Raw genomic sequence first — 14,644 nt, forward strand, 5'->3', positions numbered from 1 at the left:
GGGTGACAGATTATGAATTACGCAATGATAAGATATATCATCGGATGGATCCTGAATTTTGAAGCTGCTTTTATGAGTCCGTCCTTTGTGGTAGGGCTGATCTATCGGGAAAAATCAGCCTGGGCGATCTTTGCCACGATGCTGCTCTGTCTGGTCATCGGAGTCCCCATGGTCTTGCTGAAAAGACCGAAACAGGCAGTCTTTTACGCGAAAGATGGTTTTGTGAGTGTGGGCTTAAGCTGGGTGGCCTTAAGTGTGATGGGGGCGCTGCCCTTCGTGATCTCCGGCTCCATCCCTCATCCGGTGGATGCGCTTTTTGAGACGGTTTCCGGCTTTACGACGACCGGTTCCAGTATTCTTTCAGATGTGGAGGCTCTGCCGAAATGTATGCTGTTCTGGCGGAGCTTCACTCACTGGGTCGGCGGAATGGGCGTGCTGGTCTTTATGCTGACGATCCTTCCGATGTCCGGAGGCTATCACATGAACCTCATGCGGGCGGAGAGTCCGGGACCCTCTGTGGAGCGTTTTGTTCCCACGGTAAAGTCCACGGCCAAGATTCTCTATGGAATCTATATCTGTCTCTCTCTGCTGGAGCTTCTGCTGCTCCTTGTGGGAAAAATGCCGATGTTTGATGCCCTGACTCTGACCTTCGGTACAGCGGGCACCGGCGGTTTCGGTATCAAGAATGACAGTATTGGAAGTTATACGACCTATCAGCAGACGGTGATCACGATCTTTATGATCCTCTTCGGTGTGAACTTCAACGTTTATTTCCTGTTTCTTCTGAAAAAAATCAGGCAGGGACTGAAAAACGAGGAGCTCCGCGCTTATCTGGGAATCATCCTGGGTGCAATTCTTCTGATCACGGTCAATATCGCCGGAAAATTTGGCAATCCTTTCCTGGCTTTCCATCATGCGGCTTTCCAGGTAGGTTCCATCATCACGACCACCGGTTATTCCACGGTGGACTTTAACACTTGGCCGACCTTTTCCAAGACGGTGCTGGTGCTTCTGATGTTTATCGGAGCTTCCGCGGGAAGTACCGGCGGCGGTATTAAGGTTTCCCGTATTGTGATTCTGGCCAAAAGCGTGAAGAAAGAACTGAAACAGTACCTTCATCCCCACAGCATTTCAAAGATCAAGATGGACGGAAAGCCTGTGGAGCATGAGGTTGTGCGTTCCATCAATGTGTTCCTGATCGCGTATCTTCTGATCTATGCGGTGTCGATATTGATTGTCTCTCTGGATAATTTTGATTTCACCACGACCTTTACCTCTGTGGCGGCGACCATCAACAACATCGGTCCCGGCCTGGACCTGGTGGGTCCGGCAGCCAACTTCGGCATCCTGTCCGTACCCTCCAAGCTCGTGCTGATTTTCGATATGCTGGCAGGCAGACTGGAGATCTTCCCGTTGCTTCTGCTTTTTGTGCCGGATACCTGGAGAAAATTCTGATATATAGGCAGACTGCTATAAAAAATATTGAAGCAGTCTGCCTTTTTGTATGAGACTTTTATTCGTAAAATAAAAATGAGCATCCAAATAAATTGGATGCTCATCACTTATATGTTTAATGCCGGCAGCGGGACTTGAACCCGCACGCGGTTACCCGCAACAGATTTTGAGTCTGCATCGTCTGCCATTCCGACACGCCGGCCTATCAACTTCGTTATCATAGCATAATTTTCTGAAAAAAGCAAGCAATTTTTTTCTGCATCAACCAAGTTTGTGCGATATGAAAGAATTTTATCTTGCCCAATCCCCCCATGGCGGGTATACTATTAGATAGGTATCATATGGTAGGTTTGCCAAAGGAGAAAAACATGGATTGTAAGACAGCTCAGAGTCTGGTAATTCCTTATATCAACGATCAGCTGAGTGATGAGGAGACAGAGGATTTTTTGGAGCATATCGAAAACTGCAAAGAGTGCTATGAGGAACTGGAGATCCATTTTACGGTTCACTATGCCTTACAGAAGCTGGATGAGGATGATAAGATTTCCTTTAATATTCCCAAAATGCTGAAGGAAAATCTTCGGGACACCAAAAACCGGATCCACAGGAGAAAGATTTTTCATGGGGTGACGGCCTGCGTGGTGGCTCTGGCGGAGATCCTGCTTCTTCTGACGGTTATGACCCAGCTGGAAATGTTTCCGGAGAAGAGTATTGGGGAGACCGGACTGTATCAGTTTTTCCATCCGGGAGCCGGGGAAGAGACGGAAACATCGGTGGAAACAGAGACCTCAGCGGAGACAGAGACAGAAGCTCTGACGCTGAATCCGCGGCTTATGGCGCCGCCGGATCTCTGGGGAGCATCCGGCCACGAAAGCTGGACCCCGGCATCATAGAAAACAAGACGGAGGTTTCACATGAGTGAAAAAATAGTTCTGATAGACGGACACAGTATTTTAAACCGTGCTTTTTATGGAATTCCGGAGCTTACGAACTCCGAGGGGCTTCATACGAACGCAGTTTATGGTTTTTTGAACATTCTCTTTAAGATTCTGGACGAAGAGAAGGCCCAGTATCTGGCAGTGGCTTTCGACTTGAAAGCTCCGACGTTCCGGCATAAAATGTATGCGGAATACAAGGGCACGAGAAAGGCCATGCCGGAAGAGCTTCGGGAACAGGTGCCGCTCATGAAAGAAGTGCTTTCGGCCATGGGCGTGCCCCTTTTGATGAAGGAGGGTTACGAGGCTGACGACCTTCTGGGAACGATCGCGGGCCAGGCGGAGCGGGCCGGCCTTGAAGTTTCCATTGTTTCCGGAGACCGGGACCTCCTTCAGCTGGCCACAGACAAGGTGCAGATCCGCATTCCCAAGACCAAACGGACGGGAACCGAGATCGAGAACTATTATGCGGCGGATGTGAAAGAGAAATATCTGGTGACGCCAACGGAATTTGTGGATGTGAAGGCCCTTATGGGCGATGCCTCCGACAATATCCCCGGCATTCCCGGAGTCGGAGAGAAGACTGCCACAAAGATCATCTCGGAGTTCGGTTCCATCGAGAATGCCCATGATCATCTGGAGGAAATCAAGCCCAACAAGGCAAAGCTTTCCCTGGAGGAGCATTACGATCTGGCGGTTCTCTCCAAGACGCTGGCAAAGATCAATACGGAGAGTCCCGTCACGCTGGATCTCCAGGCGGCGAAGCTTACTGATCTTTATACGCCGGAGGCTTTCACATGGATGAAAAAGCTGGAGTTTAAGAATCTCCTGAGCCGTTTCCATGTGGAAGCGCCGAAGGATGAAGCGGCCGACCATTTTGAGCTGGCAGACACCAGGGAAAAGGCGGAAAAATTCCTGGAAAAGGCGGCGAAAGCAGAGAGCTTTGGCTTTGCCTGGATCGAGGAAAAGGATAAGATTTACGGTCTGTCCCTCTCTCTCGGTGATGAGGGAACGGCTTTTCTTCTGGCGGAGGGAAGCTTTGACGAAAATGGCCTGGCGCTTGATTTCCTGAGAGATCATCTGGAAGAACTGCTGGTCTACGGAAAAACAGCCGCTGTGCTGGATCTCAAGTCCCAGTTGGATCTTTTCACGGTTCCTGACCGGGAGAAACTGTTCGATCTCTCTATCGGAGCCTATCTCGTGAATCCGCTGAAGGACCATTATCCCTACGAGGATATCGCGAAGGAATATCTGGATCAGCTGATTCCCGGCAGAGCGGAACTTTTTGGGAAAGATCCCCTGGAAAAGGCAAAAGAAAACGGAGAGGTGTTTGCAAAATGGGCCTGCTATCAGGCTTATGTGGCGGCAGCGGCTCTGGAACCAGTTCTCGCGAAGCTGAGAGAAATGGAGATGGAGCACCTCTTCCGTGATATCGAGATGCCCCTGGTCTACACCCTCCGGGATATGGAGCGGGCGGGAATCTCCGTAGAGGCGGAGGCCCTGAAAACCTACGGCGACCAGCTGGCTGGCCGGATCCGTGAGCTGGAGACCGCGATCTATGAACAGGCCGGAGAGACCTTCAATATCAATTCGCCCAAGCAGCTGGGCGTGATTCTTTTTGAAAAAATGCAGCTTCCCGGCGGCAAGAAGACGAAGACCGGCTATTCCACAGCGGCAGATGTGCTGGAAAAGCTGGCTCCGGAGCATCCGATCGTGGCTTCCATCCTGGAATACCGGACACTGGCAAAGCTTAAATCCACTTATGCGGATGGTCTGGCAGGTTTTATCGGACCGGACGGCAGAATCCACAGCACCTTCAATCAGACGATCACAGCCACAGGCCGGATCAGCAGTACCGAGCCGAACCTTCAGAATATTCCGGTTCGGATGGAACTTGGCCGGCTGATCCGGAAAGTTTTTGTGCCGAAGCCTGGCTGTGTCTTCGTGGATGCGGACTATTCCCAGATCGAGCTTCGTGTGCTGGCACATCTTTCCAGAGATGAACGGCTGATCCAGGCCTACCGGGATGCGGAGGACATCCATCGGATTACGGCCTCCCAGGTATTCCACATCCCCTTTGACGAGGTGACGCCTCTTCAGAGACGAAATGCCAAGGCCGTGAACTTCGGCATTGTCTACGGCATCAGTTCCTTTGGTTTAAGCCAGGATCTCAGCATCAGCCGGAAGGAGGCCTCCGAATATATTGAAAAATATTTTGAGACCTATCCGGGGATCAAGAGCTTCCTGGACGGACTCGTGGAAAATGCGAAAAAGAATGGTTATGTGACGACTCTGTACGGAAGACGCCGTCCGATGCCGGAACTCAAATCTTCCAATTTCATGCAGCGGTCTTTTGGAGAGCGGGTGGCTATGAATGCGCCGATCCAGGGAACCGCGGCGGACATCATCAAAATTGCGATGATTCATGTCAGCGAGCGGCTGAAAAAAGAACAGCTGAAATCCAGGTTGATCCTCCAGGTTCACGATGAGCTTCTCATCGAGGCCGAGGAGAGCGAGCTGGAACAGGTAAAAACGATCCTCCGGGAGGAGATGCAGGGAGCCGCAGAGCTTTCTGTCCGGCTGGAGATTGATATGCATACAGGAAAGAACTGGTACGAAGCCAAGTAGGAGAGGATATAGATGAAAGTACTGGGAATTACCGGAGGCGTGGGGGCCGGAAAGAGCACGATCCTGGATTATCTCAACCGGAGATACCACGCCCGGATCATTGAGGCGGACAAGGTTGGCCATTTTCTTATGGAGCCCGGCCAGAAGGTCTATTATCATATCGTGGAGACCTTCGGGAGCGGGATCTTAAGAGGGGATCAGAGCATTGACCGTCAGAAACTGGGAAAACTCGTTTTTGACGATCAGGAAAAGCTCGTGAAGCTCAACAGCCTGGTCCATCCGGCAGTAAAAGAATACATTGCGTCGGAGATTGAAAAGGAGAGAAAGGAAGGAAAGGTTCCTTTCGTGGCGGTGGAAGCCGCCCTTCTCATCGAAGACCATTACGATACGATCTGTGATGAGCTCTGGTACGTTTACGCGGATGAGGATGCGCGTCGAAGACGTCTGGCCGCCTCCCGTGGATACACCAGCGCAAAATCGGATTCCATCATGAAAAATCAGCTTCCGGACGAGATTTTTCGGGAGTCTTGTCAATTTGTAATTGACAATAGCAGTGAAATTGTGCAGAATACATATGAACAAATTGATAGAGGACTGAAAGAACATGGAATTTTGTAGTATTGCCAGTGGAAGCACCGGCAACTGTATTTACATAGGCAGCAACTCTTCCTCCGTCCTGGTGGACGCGGGGATCAGCGGCAAAAAGGTGGAAGAAGGACTCAACAGTTTTGACCACACGGCGAAGGATCTGAAGGGGATTCTCGTGACCCATGAACATTCCGACCACATCAAAGGGCTCGGGGTTCTGGCGAGAAAGCACCATCTTCCCATCTATGCGACGCCCGGAACCATGGAAGCGATCCGGAGCACCAGCACACTTGGAAAACTGGACCCTGAGCTTCTTCATGAGATCCATGCGGACGAACATTTTCAGATCGGGGATCTGGATATTTTACCCTTCCGTATCTCTCATGATGCGGCGGAGCCCGTGGCTTACCGGGTGGCCCACGAGGAGCATACGGTGGCTGTGTGTACGGACCTGGGTTATTATGACGATTATATCATCGAGCACCTGAAAGGACTTAATGCAGTCCTTCTGGAATCGAATCACGATATCAACATGCTTCAGGTAGGGAGTTATCCCTATTACCTGAAACAGAGAATCCTGGGGGACAGAGGTCATCTTTCCAACGAAAATGCGGGAAAGCTTCTCTCCGAGATCCTCAATGACGATATGAACACGGTGATGCTTGGCCATCTGAGTAAGGAAAACAATTACGAGGAGCTGGCTTATGAGACGGTCTGCGCCGAGATCACCATGGGAGAGAGTCCTTACCGCGCTTCGGATTTTCCGATCTGTGTGGCAAAAAGGGACCTTCCGTCAGCTGCAGTGAGACTGTAGAGAGGCACAACGAGGGATATTGCGGCGGACACTTTTTTCTGCCCGTCTGATTATCATAATTAAAACAAAGGAGAGTTAAGTCATGAAAAAAACAATCATTACGGTAGTAGGAAAAGATACCGTCGGTATCATCGCAAAGGTCTGCACCTATCTTGCAGAGAACAACGTGAACATTCTGGATATTTCCCAGACCATCGTTCAGGGCTTCTTTAACATGATGATGGTGACAGATGCCAACAACAGCCAGAAAGATATCGCAGAGCTGGCTGACGGCCTGGAGAAGCTCGGAGATTCCATCGGTGTAAGCATTCGCTGCCAGCACGAGGATATCTTCAACAAAATGCACAGGATCTAAGAGGACGGATAAAGGGGAAAAACGACTATGATTAACATGTTTGAAGTAAACGAGACAAATAAGATGATCACCCAGGAGAATCTGGATGTCCGTACGATCACCATGGGAATCAGTCTTCTGGACTGCATATCCGATGATCTGGAAAAACTGAATCAGAATATCTACGACAAGATCCTCCGTCTGGCTCATGATCTGGTGCCGACAGGCGAGGCCATCGAGCGGGAATACGGGATTCCCATCGTAAATAAAAGAATCTCTGTGACTCCGATCGCTCTGGTAGGCGGAAATGCCTGCAAGAAACCGGGGGATTTCGTGACCATCGCGAAGACTCTGGACAAGGCTGCCCACGAGGTTGGCGTCAACTTCATCGGCGGTTATTCTGCCCTGGTATCCAAGGGAATGACAAAGAATGATGAGAACCTGATCCGTTCCATTCCGGAAGCTCTGGCTACCACCGAGCGTATCTGCAGCTCTGTCAATGTAGGTTCCACTAAATGCGGCATCAACATGGATGCTGTCCGCCTCATGGGCGATATCGTAAAAGAGACCGCAGAGCTCACGAAAGACCAGGATTCCCTGGGCTGTGCAAAACTCGTCGTTCTCTGCAACGCTCCGGATGACAACCCCTTCATGGCAGGCGCTTTCCATGGCGTGACCGAGGCAGATGCCATCATCAACGTAGGTGTCAGCGGTCCTGGCGTTGTAAAACAGGCCCTTACTGAGGTTCGCGGAAAGAACTTCGAGATCCTCTGCGAGACCATCAAGAAGACTGCTTTCAAAGTTACCCGTGTAGGACAACTGGTAGCTCAGGAAGCCAGCCGCCGTCTGGGCGTTCCTTTCGGTATCATCGACCTTTCCCTGGCTCCGACCCCGGCTGTGGGTGACAGCGTAGCTGAGATTCTCTGCGAGATCGGCGTGGAATATCCGGGCGCTCCGGGAACCACCGCTGCTCTGGCTCTTCTGAACGACCAGGTGAAAAAAGGCGGCGTTATGGCTTCCTCCTATGTGGGCGGTTTAAGCGGCGCATTCATTCCGGTCAGCGAGGATAAGGGAATGATTGACGCGGTAACAGCAGGCGCTCTTACGATCGAGAAACTGGAAGCTATGACCTGTGTCTGCTCCGTAGGTCTCGATATGATCGCTGTTCCGGGCGATACCTCCGCAGCCTCCATCGCAGGCGTAATCGCCGACGAGATGGCCATCGGTATGGTAAACCAGAAGACAACGGCTGTCCGCCTGATTCCGGTTATCGGAAAGAAAGTGGGAGACAATGTAGAGTTTGGCGGCCTTCTGGGCTACGCTCCGGTCATGCCGGTCAACCGCTTCAACTGCGAGAACTTTGTGGACAGAGGAGGAAGAATCCCCGCTCCGATCCACAGCTTCAAGAACTAAAGAATGATAAGTTGTCTGGAAAGTTCGTTGTAGGACTCCCCGAGATGATAGAAAGAAGAGATCCGGATTTCTTCGGAAAGTTCCGGATGGCCGGCTGCCTTGGTGACGAGAGGCAGCCGGCTTTTTTTCTTGATTTCCGAGAGAAGATCGGAAGCCTCCCGGCGAAAGCCCAGGACCCGGAGTTCTTTGGGAAGCCGTGCCATCTCCTGACGGATATCGAGGAAAATATGGAGCAGGGCTCTTGAAACCCGGCTTCTGGTGTACTGTCGGGTACGGACGAGGTCCACAAAGGCATCCCAGCCGGTAAAATCCTGCCGAAGAGAATAAATTCGCCGGGAAAGCTCCTCGGAGACGTCCAGATAGGCGGCAAATTCGAGGGAATCTTTCGCCTGCATAAGCCGGTAGTGAAGGGGCAGGGCAAAATCCTCCGCCCGGACAAAGTGAGCCGCAAGAAGCGTATCTTGCAAAAGCGCGAAGGAGGAGGGCGGCAGCTCATCTGCGAGATTTGCCATCAGGCTCTGCCAGCCGCCGGGCTGGTCCGGAGACTTTTGCAGCAGTTCTTCCAGGGCGTACAGTTTCCGCCGGATCTCGCTGGCGGAGGCGAAACGCAGGGATGAAGTTTCCAGAGCAGGGGCAGCGCTGCTGGAGACAGATTCCGAACTGTCCGCACCCTGCGGCACCTGCCCGGAGTCATTGCCGTGATAATTCCCGAGCCGCGGGATCGTTACTGCCTTGATGGAGCTCTTTCTTCGCTTTAATGCTTTCAGATACTCGATGGCAAGGATATTGTTGGGGGCGGAGAGAAGTTCCCTTTCGGGGAAAAAGGCGGAGAGGGCGGTTTCTCTCGCCTCCGGAAAATTTTTCCCTCTTTTTAATTCTTCCCGGAGAAACTGCCGGTATTCTTCCGGCTCCTCAAGAAGGAGAGCCGCCGCTTTTTCAAGGGGAGCAAGTTTTCCGAGCTCACTTCCGAAGCAGAGGGCGTCCACCACACCAGAGGCATCCAGAAGCTCCACAGCCCCCTCAGCGAAATATTCCGCGCTTCCGGTGGCGGCAGCAGCGGGAAGTTCCAGGACGAGATCGGCTCCGTTTTTGAGAGCCATTTCCGCCCGGGCGTATTTATCTACGATGGCCGGTTCTCCGCGCTGCATGAAATTTCCACCCATGACCACGAGAATCCGGTCGGCTCCGGTGAGCTCCCGGGCTCTGGCGAGGTGATAGGCGTGGCCCTGGTGGAAGGGATTGTATTCGGCGATGATACCGGTGACTTTCATAAGCTGCTCCTCCTGATAAAAAATTCTTATCTCAGTATAACCGTTTTGGGAAAATCTGTACATGGGAAAATAGGCGAAAAAGAACTTTCCTCCGATAAATGTATACAAAAAGATACATATTTACAGTTGAAAATAGGGGAATCTAGCGATATAATAAACTTGATATGTGGCTGGAAAAGAAAGCCTTTTATTATTTACGAAAGGAGTCAAGAATCATGGGATTTATTGACGTAATCAAAGAAAGAGCAAAAGCAAATAAGAAAACCATCGTTCTGCCGGAGACCGAGGACCGCAGAACCTATGAAGCTGCTGCACAGATCCTGAAAGAAGGAATCGCAAACATCGTGCTGGTCGGCAGCGAGGAAGCAGTAAAGAAAGGCAGCGAAGGACTGGATATCAGCGGTGCAGTTGTCGTTGATCCGGCTACCTCTGATAAGACCCAGGGATACATCGACAAGCTCGTTGAGCTGAGACAGAAAAAGGGCATGACCCCGGAGCAGGCAAAAGAGATCCTTCTCAACCAGTACCTGTACTACGGTGTTATGATGGTAAAAATGGGAGACGCTGACGGAATGGTTTCCGGTGCCTGCCATTCTACTGCAGATACCTTACGTCCCTGCCTGCAGATTCTGAAGACCAAACCGGGCACCAAACTGGTATCCGCTTTCTTCCTGATGGTTGTTCCGAACTGTGAGTACGGCGCAAACGGAACCTTCATCTTCGCAGATTCCGGTCTGAACCAGAACCCGAATCCGGAAGAGCTGGCAGCTATCGCAGGTTCTTCTGCCGAGTCCTTCAAACTCCTTGTTCAGGAGGAGCCGGTTGTCGCAATGCTGAGCCACTCCACCAAGGGTTCCGCAAAACATGCAGATGTAGACAAAGTTGTAGAAGCTACCAGGATTGCAAAAGAGTCTTATCCGGACCTCAAACTGGACGGCGAGTTCCAGCTTGACGCGGCAATCGTTCCGAGCGTAGGCGCAAGCAAGGCTCCGGGCAGCTCCGTAGCAGGTAAAGCCAACGTCCTGATCTTCCCGGATCTGGATGCTGGAAACATCGGTTACAAACTGACCCAGAGACTGGCAAAGGCAGAGGCTTATGGCCCTGTTACCCAGGGTATCGCAAAACCGGTCAACGATCTGTCCCGTGGATGCTCCGCTGAGGATATCGTAGGCGTTGTTGCCATCACCGCTGTACAGTGCCAGGCTGAGTAAACCAGGTTTTTGGTAAGACACAGCTGCTGTCTGCGGAAAGACGGCAGCGGTCAGTATAGAAGAGAGTGCGTCAGATAAACGGCGCACTCCCTTGTGTTCATATGGAGGATAAAAAGATGAATGTATTAGTAATTAACTGCGGAAGCTCTTCCCTGAAATATCAGCTCATCAACTCTGATACAGAGGATGTTCTGGCAAAAGGTCTCTGCGAGCGTATCGGCATCGACGGCCGTCTGGTTTACCAGAAAGCCGGCTGTGACAAAGAGATCACCGAAGCTCCCATGCCCACCCACAAAGAGGCCATCCAGATGGTTCTGGACGCTCTGACCAACGAGAAGACCGGAGCAATCTCTTCCCTGAAAGAGGTAAATGCAGTTGGTCATCGTGTGGTACATGGCGGCGAGAAGTTTGCTTCTTCCTGCATCATCACCGACGAAGTGATCAAAGCCGTTGAGGAGTGCAACGATCTGGCTCCGCTTCACAACCCGGCAAACCTGATCGGTATCAATGTCTGCTCCGAGCTGATGCCCGGCGTTCCGCAGGTAGCTGTTTTCGATACCGCTTTCCATCAGACCATGCCGCCGAAAGCTTACCTCTATGGTCTGCCTCTGGATTACTACAAGAAATACAAAGTAAGAAGATACGGTTTCCACGGAACTTCCCACAGCTTCGTTTCCAAACGTGCCGTTGAGTTCCTGGGACTTGACAAAGACAACTCCAAAGTTATCGTCTGCCATCTGGGCAATGGTTCCTCCATCAGCGCTGTTGTAAACGGCAAATGTATCGATACTACCATGGGTCTTACCCCGCTGGAAGGTGTTGTAATGGGAACCCGTTCCGGTAACATTGATCCGGCTATCATGGAGTTCATCGCCAAGAAAGAGAACCTGGATATTGCAGGCGTTATGAACGTTCTGAACAAGAAATCCGGTCTGTACGGTCTGTCCGGAAATCTCTCCAGCGACTTCCGTGACCTGAACGAGGCTACTGAGAACGGAAACCAGGATGCAGCAAACGCTCTGGATGTTCTCTGCTACGGCATCGCTAAATTCGTAGGTGGCTATGTAGCTGCTATGAACGGCGTGGATGCGATCATCTTTACCGCCGGTATCGGTGAGAACGCAATCCCGGTTCGTGAGAAAGTTGTCAGCTATCTGGGTTACCTCGGTGTGAAACTGGACAAAGAGGAGAACAACCACAGAGGAGAGGAGCGCGTGATTTCCACCGCTGATTCCAAAGTAAAAGTAGCTGTTATCCCAACCAACGAGGAGCTGGCTATCTGCCGCGACACCGTTGCACTTGTAAAGTAAAAAAACTTGACAAAAAATTGGAAAACCTGTTGACAAACAGGAACGGTATATGTATAATGGGAAAAGTGTGAATAGGAGATAGAGATGCGAATAGACCTGAACCCTGTGTTGAAGAAAGAAAAGAAAACTTTTACTACAGAAGCAGATCTGGAGATGAACGAGTTTTCATCGAAGCTTGGAACATTTCCTATTGTGAGCAAGACGCCGGTACTCTTGAGTTTGACAAACGAGGGAGAGCGCAAGCTGAACATCAGTGGCAAGGTGACATTGGAGATTGTGATACCATGCAGCCGTTGCCTGGAGGATGTGACGGAGGAGTTTGACCTGGATTTCGAGAGAAATGTAGACATGGCTCTTTCCGAGTCTGAACGGATGGCGGCGCTTGACGAACACAATTATATCGATGGATACGACCTTGATGTGGATAAGCTTGTCTATGGTGAGATTCTGATGAATTGGCCGATGCAGGTATTGTGTAAAGAGGACTGCAAGGGACTCTGCCCCTCCTGTGGCGCAAATCTGAACCTGACGACTTGCGACTGTGATAGCACAGATTTAGATCCAAGAATGGCGAAAATCCGTGATGTCTTTAGCAAATTTAAGGAGGTGTAACACATGTCAATCTGCCCGAAGAATAAATCTTCCAAAGGAAGAAGAGATAAAAGAAGAGCAAACTGGAAAATGGCTGCTCCGAATCTCGTAAAATGCAGCAAATGCGGCGAGCTTATGATGCCCCACCGTGTATGCAAAAACTGCGGTACTTATAATAAGAAAGAGATCATCCCGCAGGAGGACTAATCTAGGTCTAGGAAATCCCCCCGGTTCTGTGTAAACGGAACCGGGGGATTTTTTCGTTTAAAAAGGGTTTAACCAAAGGTAGGAACGTGGTATGATGGTAGAGACGAAAAGGAGGAGACAAGATGATTGCCAATTATCACACGCATACCTGGCGCTGCATGCACGCGGAAGGTACGGAGAGAGAATATGTGGAAAGGGCCATCGAGGGCGGCCTGAAGATCCTGGGTTTTTCCGATCACACGCCGATGCCCTATGCCAATGGCTATGTGAGCAATGTGAAAATGCGTTTAAACCAGCTGGAAGGCTATGTGGATACGGTTCTGAATCTGAAGAAAGAATATGAGAAGGATATCGAGATTCATCTGGGGCTGGAAGTGGAATATTATCCGAAATATTTTAAGGAGCTTCTCCATATCACGGGTCAGTATCCGATCGAATATTTCCTGCTGGCCCAGCATTTTCTCGGAAATGAGATCGACGATGTCTACAGCGGAGACGAGACCCAGGATCCGAAGATTCTGGAGCGCTATTGTCTGCAATGCCGCGAGGCCATGCTGACGGGCTGCTTTACCTATTTTGCCCACCCGGATCTTCTTCATTTTACCGGGGATCCTGCCGTCTATGACCACTGGATGAGAGGACTCTGCGAGGATGCGAAAAAGGCAGGTCTTCCGCTGGAGATCAATTTCCTGGGGATCGGCGGCCACCGTCATTACCCGAATCCTGCGTTCTGGAAGATTGTGGGAGAGGTCGGAAATCCGGTGATCTTCGGTTCCGACGCCCATGAGCCGGATAAGGTCTGGAATCCTGCCGCCCTGAAAAAAGGAGAGGAGATCGTAAAAGAGAATGGCCTTTATCTTCTGGACACGACAGAGCTTGTCAATCCCGCAGGAACACTTCTCTGAACTTGACAAAATGCCGGCGCTGGGATAAGCTGTATAGACGAGAACATACATACGAGGAGAGAAAATTTTGAAGAAAAAGAAACGAAGGAAAAGACATGGAAGGCCTTTTTATACTTTTTCCGTATTTCTGATCGTGCTTCTGTTTGTAGGGCTGGCACTGGCAGAAAACATGATTCTGCATCCCATGGCAAAGGTGGATCTAAGCGGCATTGACAGTGAATATGCGATTCTGGTGGACGCCGGGACCGGTTTTAAGCTGGCGGGAAAGGCGGAAAAGGAACAGATGTATCCGGCCTCCATGACGAAGATCATGACGGCAATCCTGGCGCTGGAGAAATGCCCAGATCTCGATGAGACCATGACCGTTCCCTCCGATATTTTTGACGCGATCTATTCCGAGCAGGCCTCCACGGCCGGCTTTGAGGCGGGAGAGGTGGTTACGGTGAGGGACCTTCTCTATGGCGTCATGCTTCCCTCCGGGGCGGAATGCTGCCTCACGCTGGCAAGAGGGATCGCGGGTTCAGAAGAGGCCTATGCGGAGCTGATGAACCAGAAGGCCAAAAAGATCGGTATGAGATCCACCCATTTCGTGAACTGCACCGGTCTTCATAACGACGATCATTATTCCACGGCGAAAGATATCGCAAAGCTTCTTCGGTATGCCCTAAAAAATGTGGATTTCCGGGCGATCTTTACGAGTCAGAGCCATGCAATGTCCCCGACCAATGTCCATCCCGACGGCTTTACGGTCTACAGTACGATGTTCCGGGCGCTGGGAGACCGTGGCTTTACCGGCGGACAGCTTCTGGGCGGAAAGACGGGAAATACCTTCCGGGCAGGCCTTTGTCTGGCCAGTCTTGCGGAGGTAAAAGGAAAGGAATACATTCTGGTGACGGCCAAGGCGGAAGACGCCGGGGATGCCCATGTGACGGACGCCCTGAAGGTCTATGGCCAGATCGGAGAACAGTAAAAGAAGGGAGTG

General features: G+C 51.1%; 14 protein-coding genes and 1 tRNA gene. 13 read left to right on the forward strand and 2 right to left on the reverse strand.

Annotated elements, in window-relative coordinates; all coding sequences use genetic code 11:
• Positions 1-12 precede the first annotated feature (12 nt).
• Positions 13-1,455, forward strand: a complete 1,443-nt coding sequence (locus LKD71_RS03135; protein ID WP_227614309.1) for a TrkH family potassium uptake protein — start codon at positions 13-15, stop codon at positions 1,453-1,455.
• 119 nt (positions 1,456-1,574) lie between these two features.
• On the opposite strand, the gene LKD71_RS03140 is transcribed toward LKD71_RS03135, so the two are convergent.
• Positions 1,575-1,657, reverse strand: a tRNA-Leu gene (locus tag LKD71_RS03140).
• A 166-nt stretch (positions 1,658-1,823) separates the two neighbouring features.
• Between LKD71_RS03140 and LKD71_RS03145 the strand changes: the two genes are divergently transcribed.
• From LKD71_RS03145 to LKD71_RS03170, 6 genes are all read left to right on the forward strand, one after another.
• Positions 1,824-2,348, forward strand: a complete 525-nt coding sequence (locus LKD71_RS03145) for an anti-sigma factor family protein (protein WP_227614310.1) — start codon at positions 1,824-1,826, stop codon at positions 2,346-2,348.
• A 21-nt stretch (positions 2,349-2,369) separates the two neighbouring features.
• Positions 2,370-5,018, forward strand: a complete 2,649-nt coding sequence (gene polA, locus LKD71_RS03150) for a DNA polymerase I (protein ID WP_227614311.1) — start codon at positions 2,370-2,372, stop codon at positions 5,016-5,018.
• 12 nt (positions 5,019-5,030) lie between these two features.
• Positions 5,031-5,636: a dephospho-CoA kinase gene (coaE, locus tag LKD71_RS03155; RefSeq protein WP_178046984.1), complete on the forward strand. Its 606-nt coding sequence runs from the start codon at positions 5,031-5,033 to the stop codon at positions 5,634-5,636.
• Complete coding sequence (locus LKD71_RS03160) at positions 5,623-6,420, forward strand: MBL fold metallo-hydrolase (RefSeq protein WP_178046985.1); 798 nt, start codon at positions 5,623-5,625, stop codon at positions 6,418-6,420. The genes coaE and LKD71_RS03160 overlap by 14 nt, the downstream gene beginning before the upstream one ends.
• Before the next feature lie 82 nt (positions 6,421-6,502).
• Complete coding sequence (locus LKD71_RS03165; RefSeq protein WP_178046986.1) at positions 6,503-6,775, forward strand: ACT domain-containing protein; 273 nt, start codon at positions 6,503-6,505, stop codon at positions 6,773-6,775.
• A 27-nt stretch (positions 6,776-6,802) separates the two neighbouring features.
• On the forward strand, positions 6,803-8,167 hold the full coding sequence (locus LKD71_RS03170) for a PFL family protein (RefSeq protein ID WP_227614312.1): 1,365 nt from the start codon (positions 6,803-6,805) through the stop codon (positions 8,165-8,167).
• Here LKD71_RS03170 and LKD71_RS03175 read toward each other — a convergent pair.
• Entirely contained in the window at positions 8,164-9,438 is a 1,275-nt protein-coding gene (locus LKD71_RS03175; protein ID WP_227614313.1) for a tRNA(Met) cytidine acetate ligase, read from the reverse strand. The two genes, LKD71_RS03170 and LKD71_RS03175, sit on opposite strands and share 4 nt — an antisense overlap.
• A gap of 215 nt (positions 9,439-9,653) precedes the next feature.
• On the opposite strand from LKD71_RS03175, the gene pta reads away from it, so the two are divergent.
• The 6 genes from pta (at position 9,654) to LKD71_RS03205 (ending at position 14,632) form a co-directional block, all read left to right on the forward strand.
• A complete protein-coding gene (pta, locus tag LKD71_RS03180; protein WP_178047168.1) occupies positions 9,654-10,649 on the forward strand; it encodes a phosphate acetyltransferase in 996 nt (331 codons plus the stop codon).
• A 116-nt stretch (positions 10,650-10,765) separates the two neighbouring features.
• Positions 10,766-11,959, forward strand: coding sequence for an acetate/propionate family kinase (locus tag LKD71_RS03185; RefSeq protein WP_178047167.1), 1,194 nt, complete (start codon positions 10,766-10,768; stop codon positions 11,957-11,959).
• Positions 11,960-12,043: 84 nt separating this feature from the next.
• Positions 12,044-12,571 carry a YceD family protein gene (locus LKD71_RS03190; RefSeq protein WP_178047166.1) on the forward strand — a complete coding sequence of 176 codons (528 nt, stop codon included), beginning with the start codon at positions 12,044-12,046 and terminating at the stop codon, positions 12,569-12,571.
• Between the two features lie 3 nt (positions 12,572-12,574).
• A complete protein-coding gene (rpmF, locus tag LKD71_RS03195) occupies positions 12,575-12,757 on the forward strand; it encodes a 50S ribosomal protein L32 (protein WP_117764519.1) in 183 nt (60 codons plus the stop codon).
• A 122-nt stretch (positions 12,758-12,879) separates the two neighbouring features.
• Positions 12,880-13,662 carry a histidinol-phosphatase gene (locus tag LKD71_RS03200; RefSeq protein ID WP_227614314.1) on the forward strand — a complete coding sequence of 261 codons (783 nt, stop codon included), beginning with the start codon at positions 12,880-12,882 and terminating at the stop codon, positions 13,660-13,662.
• Between the two features lie 67 nt (positions 13,663-13,729).
• A complete protein-coding gene (locus LKD71_RS03205) occupies positions 13,730-14,632 on the forward strand; it encodes a D-alanyl-D-alanine carboxypeptidase family protein (protein ID WP_227614315.1) in 903 nt (300 codons plus the stop codon).
• The last annotated feature ends 12 nt before the right edge of the window (positions 14,633-14,644 follow it).

This window comes from Fusicatenibacter faecihominis (assembly GCF_020686945.1).
In the GTDB taxonomy this organism is placed as follows: domain Bacteria; phylum Bacillota; class Clostridia; order Lachnospirales; family Lachnospiraceae; genus Limivivens; species Limivivens faecihominis.

Excerpts from the sequence above, each read along its gene's own strand:
- LKD71_RS03135 (WP_227614309.1), top strand. The coding sequence starts at position 13 with ATGAATTACGCAATGATAAGATATATCATCGGATGGATCCTGAATTTT.
- LKD71_RS03145 (WP_227614310.1), top strand. The coding sequence starts at position 1,824 with ATGGATTGTAAGACAGCTCAGAGTCTGGTAATTCCTTATATCAACGAT.
- polA (WP_227614311.1), top strand. The coding sequence starts at position 2,370 with ATGAGTGAAAAAATAGTTCTGATAGACGGACACAGTATTTTAAACCGT.
- coaE (WP_178046984.1), top strand. The coding sequence starts at position 5,031 with ATGAAAGTACTGGGAATTACCGGAGGCGTGGGGGCCGGAAAGAGCACG.
- LKD71_RS03160 (WP_178046985.1), top strand. The coding sequence starts at position 5,623 with ATGGAATTTTGTAGTATTGCCAGTGGAAGCACCGGCAACTGTATTTAC.
- LKD71_RS03165 (WP_178046986.1), top strand. The coding sequence starts at position 6,503 with ATGAAAAAAACAATCATTACGGTAGTAGGAAAAGATACCGTCGGTATC.
- LKD71_RS03170 (WP_227614312.1), top strand. The coding sequence starts at position 6,803 with ATGATTAACATGTTTGAAGTAAACGAGACAAATAAGATGATCACCCAG.
- LKD71_RS03175 (WP_227614313.1), bottom strand. The coding sequence starts at position 9,438 with ATGAAAGTCACCGGTATCATCGCCGAATACAATCCCTTCCACCAGGGC.
- pta (WP_178047168.1), top strand. The coding sequence starts at position 9,654 with ATGGGATTTATTGACGTAATCAAAGAAAGAGCAAAAGCAAATAAGAAA.
- LKD71_RS03185 (WP_178047167.1), top strand. The coding sequence starts at position 10,766 with ATGAATGTATTAGTAATTAACTGCGGAAGCTCTTCCCTGAAATATCAG.
- LKD71_RS03190 (WP_178047166.1), top strand. The coding sequence starts at position 12,044 with ATGCGAATAGACCTGAACCCTGTGTTGAAGAAAGAAAAGAAAACTTTT.
- rpmF (WP_117764519.1), top strand. The coding sequence starts at position 12,575 with ATGTCAATCTGCCCGAAGAATAAATCTTCCAAAGGAAGAAGAGATAAA.
- LKD71_RS03200 (WP_227614314.1), top strand. The coding sequence starts at position 12,880 with ATGATTGCCAATTATCACACGCATACCTGGCGCTGCATGCACGCGGAA.